The sequence below is a fragment of the uncultured Candidatus Thioglobus sp. genome (assembly GCF_963981275.1).
Classification (GTDB): domain Bacteria; phylum Pseudomonadota; class Gammaproteobacteria; order PS1; family Pseudothioglobaceae; genus Thioglobus_A.
Genome location: NZ_CAXCCZ010000043.1, coordinates 1 through 8,097, shown reverse-complemented (window position 1 = coordinate 8,097; position 8,097 = coordinate 1). Strand labels below are relative to the sequence as shown.

General features: G+C 37.9%; 6 protein-coding genes. 5 read left to right on the top strand and 1 reads right to left on the bottom strand.

What is annotated here, in order from left to right:
* The first annotated feature begins 111 nt into the window (after positions 1 to 111).
* From nosZ to ABNR88_RS06530, 4 genes are all read left to right on the top strand, one after another.
* A complete protein-coding gene (nosZ, locus tag ABNR88_RS06545) occupies positions 112 to 2,028 on the top strand; it encodes a TAT-dependent nitrous-oxide reductase (RefSeq protein WP_291925666.1) in 1,917 nt (638 codons plus the stop codon).
* Between the two features lie 72 nt (positions 2,029 to 2,100).
* Entirely contained in the window at positions 2,101 to 3,366 is a 1,266-nt protein-coding gene (gene nosD, locus ABNR88_RS06540; RefSeq protein ID WP_291925664.1) for a nitrous oxide reductase family maturation protein NosD, read from the top strand.
* On the top strand, positions 3,344 to 4,237 hold the full coding sequence (locus ABNR88_RS06535) for an ABC transporter ATP-binding protein (RefSeq protein ID WP_291925661.1): 894 nt from the start codon (positions 3,344 to 3,346) through the stop codon (positions 4,235 to 4,237). Before nosD ends, ABNR88_RS06535 begins: the two co-directional genes overlap by 23 nt.
* Positions 4,237 to 5,061 carry an ABC transporter permease subunit gene (locus ABNR88_RS06530; RefSeq protein WP_291925659.1) on the top strand — a complete coding sequence of 275 codons (825 nt, stop codon included), beginning with the start codon at positions 4,237 to 4,239 and terminating at the stop codon, positions 5,059 to 5,061. Before ABNR88_RS06535 ends, ABNR88_RS06530 begins: the two co-directional genes overlap by 1 nt.
* Here the strand turns inward: ABNR88_RS06530 and ABNR88_RS06525 are convergent.
* Positions 5,042 to 5,512 (bottom strand): hypothetical protein, encoded by a 471-nt coding sequence (locus tag ABNR88_RS06525; protein WP_291925656.1) that lies wholly within the window; start codon positions 5,510 to 5,512, stop codon positions 5,042 to 5,044. The two genes, ABNR88_RS06530 and ABNR88_RS06525, sit on opposite strands and share 20 nt — an antisense overlap.
* 196 nt (positions 5,513 to 5,708) lie before the next feature.
* Between ABNR88_RS06525 and ABNR88_RS06520 the strand changes: the two genes are divergently transcribed.
* Positions 5,709 to 7,826, top strand: a complete 2,118-nt coding sequence (locus ABNR88_RS06520) for a NosR/NirI family protein (protein WP_291925653.1) — start codon at positions 5,709 to 5,711, stop codon at positions 7,824 to 7,826.
* Positions 7,827 to 8,097 lie beyond the last annotated feature (271 nt).

The following is an 8,097-nucleotide window of genomic DNA, read 5'->3' as shown; positions in this document are numbered from 1 at the left end:
ACATTGCTTTTATTTGAATATTGATTCATATCAAGGCACTTATCTAAATCGCATACATAATTATCTCAACCATTCTACTTTTAGAATGGGTTCTAATAATTGGAGAACATTATGAAAGATAAAAAAGAGGAAGAAGTCGAGCAGACTAGCGTTAGTCGACGTGACTTTCTAAAAGGAGCAGGTGCTGTTGGAGCAGGTGCCGTCGCTATTCCAATGGCTGGAGGTCTAGGCATGCTTGGCGCTACCGACGCCCAAGCATCTTCGGATAGTGGCGCTGTTAAACCAGGCCAACTTGATGATTACTACGGATTTTGGAGTAGTGGTCAAGCGGGTGAAATTCGCATCATGGGCGTCCCATCAATGCGTGAGCTTATGCGTATTCCAGTCTTTAACCGCTGTAGTGCAACAGGCTGGGGTCAGACGAATGAGAGTATTAAGATTCTTACAGATGGCTTAACCGACAAGACCAAGAAAATACTCAAAGGAAGAGGTATTAAAACTTGGGACAACGGCGACTTACACCACCCTCACATGTCTTTTACCGACGGAACTTATGATGGCAGATATTTATTCGCTAACGACAAACTAAACTCTAGAGTTGCTCGTATTCGTTGTGACATCATGAAAACTGATAAAGTGATAGAGATACCTAACGCTGCAGATATTCATGGACTTAGACCTCAAAAATATCCAAGAACAGGTTATGTGTTTGCCAATGGTGAGCATAGAGTCCCGTTACCAAATGACGGTTCAATTCTTGATGAGCCAGAAAAATATCACTCCATATTTACCGCTATTGATGGCGATTCAATGGAAATCAAGTGGCAAGTTATTGTTGACGGCAACTTAGATAATAACGACTCTGACTACCAAGGTCTTTATACTTTCTCAACCAGTTACAACTCTGAAGAGGGTGTTACTCTAGCTGAGATGACTTCGCAGGAACAAGACCATGTTGTTGTATTTGATATTAAAGAAATTGAAGCAGGTGTTAAACGTGGCGACTACCAGACAATGAATGGTGTTGCTGTATTAGATGGAAGAAAGGGTACAAAATATACTCGCTACATCCCAATCTCCAACTCACCTCATGGTATTAATACAGTGCCAGACAAAAAGCACGTTGTTGTAAATGGCAAGCTATCTCCAACTGTATCTGTCATCGACGTAAGAAGACTGCCTGATCTATTTGCTGACAAGATTAAGCCAAGAGAGGTGATAGTCGCTGAGCCAAAACTTGGTCTAGGTCCATTACACACAGCATTTGATAACCGAGGAAATGCTTACACAACATTATTCCTAGATAGTCAAATGTGTAAATGGAACATCAAAAAAGCAATCAAACAGTATAGCGGTGAAGATGTTAATCCAATTATTCAGAAACTTGATGTAGCCTATCAACCGGGACACAACCATACTTCTATGGGTGAAACAGCCAACGCCGATGGAAAGTGGCTTGTATCGCTTAATAAATTCTCTAAAGATAGATTTATTAATGTGGGACCACTTAAACCTGAGAATGATCAGCTAATTGATATTTCTGGGCCAAAAATGAAAATTGTCCACGATGGACCAACTTTTGCGGAGCCACATGATTGTATTATGGTTGACACTTCAATTGTAAATCCTGTCAACACTTTCCAACGTGATGATCCAATGTTTGCCGAAGCAGTCGCTCAAGCTAAAAAAGACGGTGTCAAACTAGAGGGTGGAAACAAGGTTGTCCGTGATGGCAATAAAGTTCGTGTTTACATGTGGTCTATTGCGCCTAACTATAGTATGAATAAGTTCACTGTTAATGAGGGTGATGAAGTAACTATATACGTTACCAACCTTGATAGAGTAGATGACCTTACGCATGGATTTAGTATGGGTAAATATGGTGTCGCCATGGAAGTTGCCCCTCAAGCAACCTCATCAGTAACTTTTGTTGCAGATGATCCAGGTGTACATTGGTGGTATTGCCAGTGGTTCTGTCATGCATTACATATGGAAATGCGTGGTAGAATGCTCGTTAAACCGGCCTAAAAATTGCTAAATAAGGCAACATTAAAGCTATTATCAGCTATTGATAATAGCTTTTTATATGCAAAATTGTTAATGACAACAATTTTAAAATTACTATTGCTTTTTAGCAGTAGTTTTTTGCATGCAGCAACAATCGAAGTCACAACAGGTGACAACCTATTCAAAACTATCTCTAATGCGAATGCTGGAGATATTTATATTCTAGCGCCTGGCTCATACCCTGGCAATATTACCATAGATAAAGAAATTACTCTCAAAGGAAAGGATGGTGCCAAAATTATCGGCACCGGAGAGGGAAGCGTTATCACTATTAATGCATCCAACGTTACAATCGACAATTTAATAATAAGTGACTCTGGCACGGATCTGTCGTCCCAAGATAGCGCTATTTTTATTAACAAAACTTCAGATAATGCGCTGATTAAAAACAACTTTTTGTCGAATAATTTAATTGGTGTTTATTTATGGGGGTCAACCAATTCTAATGTCAATAATAACAAGATCATTGGGCGTCAAGATCTGCGTGAAAACGAACGCGGCAATGGCATACAATTATGGAACAGCACAGGCTCTAGCGTAGCTAACAACCATGTTAGTTATGGCAGAGACGGTATTTTTGTCACCACCAGCAATAACAATACCTTTAGTGATAATGTCTTTAGTAACTTGCGCTATAGCATTCATTATATGTATACCAACAATAGCACCATAAAAAATAACATCTCTATTAATAATGACATAGGATTTGCCTTAATGAGTTCTAGCGGCCTAAAAGTCACCAACAACATTTCAATTGATGACAAAGAGCATGGATTTTTTGCAAATTTCCTTAATCAGTCTACTATTAACGGAAATGCCGTCTTAAACGGAAAAAACAAATGTTTATTTGTCTATAATTCAAATTTCAATACGTTTAGCGATAATTATTTTAAACAATGCCTAATTGGTGTCAATTGGACTGCAGGATCCGACGAAAATGACTTTTACAACAACGCCTTTATTGGCAATAAAAAACAAGTCAAGTATGTCAGTACGAAGAACATTGAGTGGTCCTACCAGGGGCAGGGGAATTTCTGGAGTGATCATAAGTCTTATGACATTAACAACAACAACATTGCTGATAGTGTGTACAAACCGAATGACATAACCGACAAAATTCTTTGGAACTATCCTAATGCAGCCGTACTATTAAACAGCCCAATTATGCAATTACTTAGATACTCAAGTAAGCATTTTCCGTCACTACTTCCAGGAGGGATTGTTGACTCATACCCCCTTATGGACAATACAAAAATTGCCACAGAAACCTTAAAAAATGCACAAAAATACATTAATTGACTACCAAAACGTCTGCTTTTCTTACGGTAAAACGCAAATTTTATCCGATATCAATATCCAAATTAATCGAGGTGAAAGTGTGGCCATTGTGGGTCACAACGGTGCAGGAAAAACAACACTAATCAAGCTATTAATCGGCATACTGAGTGCAAGCTCTGGGCATGCAAAATCGTCCAAATATGCCCAAACGAATAAACTTAGCTTTATGCCAGAGCATGGTGCACTCTATGGTCACCTTCGCGGTATTGACTTAATGCTTTATTTTGCAAAACTAAAGGGTGCCGATCCTGACACTATTGATCCGATACTAGAATTGGTGGAAATAAAGTTCGCCTCAGAGCGAAAAATATCCAACTATTCAAAAGGCATGAAGCAGCGTCTATTATTGGCTCAGGCATTATTATCTGATCCTGAGATTCTGATTCTAGACGAGCCATACTCAGGCCTAGATCCTAACAGCAGACGTCTTTTTAGCAAAATATTACAAAATTTAAGCAACAAGGGCAAGAGCATTATCCTGTCTTCGCATACGCTGGATGGACTCTCTGATATTGTTGATAATGTTATTTTTATCAATCAAGGTCAAGTTGCGCTTGCTGGAAAGATTGATGAAATTATTAATAACTTGCAACTAAGTGATAAAATTGAAATACTACTAACAGAAGACTGTTTAGTGGATGAAATTTTGCAATCTGTAGGGCACTTGATCACCGATCATGAACTAGTCCAAGACAAACTCAGTGTATTTCATCAGCCAGATAATAATATGGCAATATTAAACACCCTTTCAAAAATGAGCTGCATCAAAAATATACATACCGTTAAAGCCACAATTAATGATGCCTATTACCACCTATACAACAAAAAATAATGTTTAGTCCAATACTAATTATTAGCCTTAGAGAAGTAAAAAATGCATTAGAAAATCATTACCTGTTTGGAATGATTCTTTTACTTGCGACCTTGTCACTATCCTTAATTCTTCTGGGAGATACCCCTGTTGGATCAACAGGGGTTAGTCAACTTAGTACGCAAATAACCAGCCTATCAAGTCTGAGTATTTTTTTCATTCCTTTGATGGCGTTGTTTATAAGCTACGACTCAATTGTTGGAGAAAGTGAGCAAGGGAGTTTACTGTTAATGCTGTCTTATCCCATCAAGCGCTATCAGTTTCTGCTTGGGAAGTTTTTTGCTAATTGGATAAGTCTATCAATTGCCATTATATTTGGCTATAGCGCAATTCTGCTACTGTCTCTTTTTAACAATACGCTAACTGCTGAATTTATCCAGATCTATTTAAGGTTTGTCTTTACTTCAATCTTACTAGGCGGCATCTTCACTTCCATAGGCTATTTGATTAGTGTTGTTGTTGCTCAGCGCAGTACAGCAATTATCTACTGCATGTCAGCATGGTTGTTTTTTGTGGTGTTTTTCGACATGATTCTTCTCATTATCATTACCAGTAAATATAGCTACCTTATTAGCGCCGATCTGCTTGGAAATATATTGCTACTCAATCCTATTGACATATTTAGAATCATCAGTATTGGCGAACAGGGAAACAATTTATTACCACTCCAGGCTATCTCAAATGTAGTCACCCTTCCGGGCTATACACTACTCTTGTCCATGATAACTTGGGCGGTACTACCCCTTCTTATAGCGATTAATTTGTTTAAGAAGAAGGCGCTATAATGTCGTAGCCATCTCCTGAATGGATAAATGGAAAAGAGATTTCCCAGATTTTTTCACTGGTGTGAATGGTTAAATGGGCAACCCACTTAGTTTTCTCTAGCGTACATAAAGACAAAAATGCTTCACCGCTATATGTTGTGCTATTAATTTTGCTAAGCTGAACTGTAGGTGGCTGATAATCCAAATCAACCCCTTCAAATCTTAGCTCAACTGCCTTTGCGCTTAGGTTATTAAGCTGTAAATTAGCCACTGCGGGCTTTGTTGGCGGCATGCCTTTCGGGGTAATGTCAAAAGAAATGCTAGCTGAGTTGGTTATTTGCACTTGGCAAGTTTTTTCCATTATTGAGCAATTCTCAACGTTTATTGATTTTTTTTCTACCGTCTCATCCTGTTTAGAAATACTATAAATAGTAATAATAGCAACAAACAATAATAGGGCTGACTTCTTCAAAACTCCTCCATGGATAGATTAATTTAGCTCGGCATTTTATCCAAGCTCCATATCTAAATAAATAACTACTAGAAACAACACCTTACCAACAGCGCTAGTTGCCTCTATAGCTTTTATCTATTTTATTCATCACAAATCTCGATTGACTTGATACGTGTCAAATTAAAACAATAATTATCCATATATACTGCTTTACATGAAAAACATTAAAAAAATATTATTTACGCTTCTTGTATTCCTATCTACTTTTGGATACGCCGAATTTCAAATAGATATTTACAATGAAAAAATTGATCTAACAACAGTCTATCCAGGGCTAGTATCTGCAAAGAAAATGGAGGATACTCCCGCCCTGCGAGTGTACAAAGACAACAAGGCAGTTGGCTATATCATTATTAATACCGATTTTAACGAAACAATTGGATACTCTGGTAAGCCAATACATGTAGCAGTTGGGATTGACAACAATAGTAAAATTCAAGGTGTTCAACTACTCAAACACTCAGAACCCATTGTTCTTATCGGCATTCCAGAGAAGCAACTAACTGATACTTTTGTACGATACGACAACTTCAACGTCATTAAGACCTGGCTTAAAAGCCATTTTGATGATCGAAAAATTGACTCGGTAAGTGGTGCAACGGTAACCGATAGAGTGATTGATGACAGCGTTCTACATGCTGTTTTAAAGTTTTCAGAACGGATCAACCTGCTAGGATTTGCAGATAAAGTTAAGAATAAAACACTAACAAAGCTAAAGACAGATATAGAGCCAAAGGCTCAAAGTTGGCAGCAACTACTAGAGGCAGGCTCAATCTCCACTAGCAAGATTAGCGTGGGCGATGTTAGTGCTCAGTATCTAAAACTAGGCTATCAGAAGGCCTCAGAAGTTGCTGAATCAGACAATCTAGCAGACACCTTCATTGATCTTAATGTTGCACTTGTAAGTATAGAAGAGGTTGGCTCAAACATCCTTGGAAAGGCTGAGTATAAAAACCTAATAGACAAAATATCGCCAGATCAACACGCTGTTTTGGTGATGGCAAGTGGGTTGTATTCATTCAGAGGCACAGGCTTTGTTCGTGGCGGTCTTTTTGACCGCTTCACCATTGAGCAAAATACCGACATATTCAGATTTAGAGATATGCAATATAAGCGCCTCTCAAAATCTTATGCTGAAAATTCCCCTAGGTTTGATGAGATTGGTTTATTCACCTTTCCCAAAGATGCAAACTTCAACCCAACACAAGCCTGGAAGTTTAATCTACTAATTAATCGTGCGATTAATGTGGATGATAAAAAATTCTACAACCACATTGTTAGATACCAACTGCCTCAATACTATTACGATACTATTGAAAACAGCCCAAAAGAGAACAGCCTAATTAACAACATATGGAAAGATAAAAAGGCTGACACAATTGTGTTGCTTGTTGCATTATCACTTCTAACCATTATATTTTTTGCACAGGAAAGGCTAACAATCTCCCATAAAGCAACCTCCATCATTCGAAACTTATTTTTAATTTTCACGCTAGTTTGGATTGGATTCTTGACTAACGCCCAACTGTCTGTCGTTAACGTCTTGACCTTTATACATGTCTTAATGGATAAGTTTAGCTGGGATTTCTTTTTGCTTGACCCGTTAGTCTTTATATTATGGAGCTCTGTTGCTGCCATATTAATTTTATGGGGTAGAGGTGTTTACTGTGGCTGGTTATGTCCGTTTGGTGCACTCCAAGAGCTCTTAAATAAAGTTGCAAAATACCTTAAAGTTCCACAAGTCAAACTCCCTTGGGGATTGCATGAACGTCTATGGGCGATCAAGTATCTTTTATTTCTAGGGTTATTGGGTGCCTCGCTGTACTCACTTGAATGGGCAGAGCATTTAAGTGAAATAGAACCCTTTAAGACCAGCATCATTCTCAACTTTGACCGCACCTGGCCTTTTGTTGTCTATGCATTAATCCTGCTATTTTTAGGTCTTTTTGTTGAGAGATTCTATTGTAGGTATCTCTGTCCATTGGGTGCTGCACTTGCGATTCCGGCGAAATTACGAATATTTAACTGGCTAAAGAGATATCCTGAAACGTGTGGAACGCCTTGTCAAACCTGTGCCAATGAGTGCATGGTTGATGCAATCCATCCTGAGGGCAATATTAATGATAATGAGTGTATGCAATGTATGCATTGCCAAGTGCTATATAAAGATAAGGACAAATGCCCAGAAAAGGCTAAATTAGTCAAGCGTGAAGCTCGCCATCAAGAGCAAAGAGATAAAAAGCTGAAAAAAGTTGAGATCGAAAACTTATGATAAAAATCTGAACATTCATGCCAGACATCTTGACAGCTCAACAGGCTAAAAATTTAGGAAATAATGAAAATCAGGATAAAAATAGACTCAAATAAATAAAAAAAACTATATTTTCACCGTAAAAAGCCATTAACTTGGCTTTTTTGGTATTTTAATCGCCAGATTATCAAAAATTTAGCAAAAAATCGTTATTACACTGCCTCATCCCCATCAAAACAGCTAAAAATAATATTTTTCCTCTTATTGATCTATATCAATGCTTGATGATATT

Coding starts and splice junctions, on each gene's coding strand:
- nosZ (WP_291925666.1), top strand. CDS start 112: ATGAAAGATAAAAAAGAGGAAGAAGTCGAGCAGACTAGCGTTAGTCGA.
- nosD (WP_291925664.1), top strand. CDS start 2,101: ATGACAACAATTTTAAAATTACTATTGCTTTTTAGCAGTAGTTTTTTG.
- ABNR88_RS06535 (WP_291925661.1), top strand. CDS start 3,344: ATGCACAAAAATACATTAATTGACTACCAAAACGTCTGCTTTTCTTAC.
- ABNR88_RS06530 (WP_291925659.1), top strand. CDS start 4,237: ATGTTTAGTCCAATACTAATTATTAGCCTTAGAGAAGTAAAAAATGCA.
- ABNR88_RS06520 (WP_291925653.1), top strand. CDS start 5,709: ATGAAAAACATTAAAAAAATATTATTTACGCTTCTTGTATTCCTATCT.